Raw genomic sequence first — 467 nt, forward strand, 5'->3', positions numbered from 1 at the left:
AGCGGCTTCACCGGCGTGGACACCGTCACCTACAGCATCGCCGACGGTAAGGGCGGCACTGCCAGCAGCACGGTCACCATCACGGTCGATGCCGTCGTGCCGACCAACACTGCGCCGGTCGCGGTGGCCGACAGTGCCAGCACCACCGAAGGCACGCCGGTCACCGTCAACGTACTGGGCAACGACAGCGATGCCGACGGCGATCCCCTGACCGTCACCGGCGCCAACGCCACCAATGGCAACGTGACCGTCAACGCCGATGGCACCCTGAGCTATACGCCCGGTAGCGGCTTCACCGGCGTGGACACCGTCACCTACAGCATCGCCGATGGCAAGGGCGGCACGGCCAGCAGCACCGTGACCATTACCGTGAATGCGGATATTCCCCCGGTAATCGGCAGCGGTAGCGGCTCGGTCGTGGAGCAGACCCAGCCCAGCGTCACCGGCAACCTCAGTGCGACCGACGC

The 467-nt window shown here is 67.0% G+C and carries 1 protein-coding gene; it reads left to right on the forward strand.

Annotated features, from left to right (window positions below; all coding sequences use genetic code 11):
• Positions 1 to 467 (forward strand): cadherin-like domain-containing protein (locus OGL92_RS22075; protein WP_263148031.1); only part of this gene is annotated, 467 nt, incomplete at both ends.

It is taken from the genome of Pseudomonas sp. RIT-PI-AD (assembly GCF_025642785.1).
Classification (GTDB): domain Bacteria; phylum Pseudomonadota; class Gammaproteobacteria; order Pseudomonadales; family Pseudomonadaceae; genus Pseudomonas_T.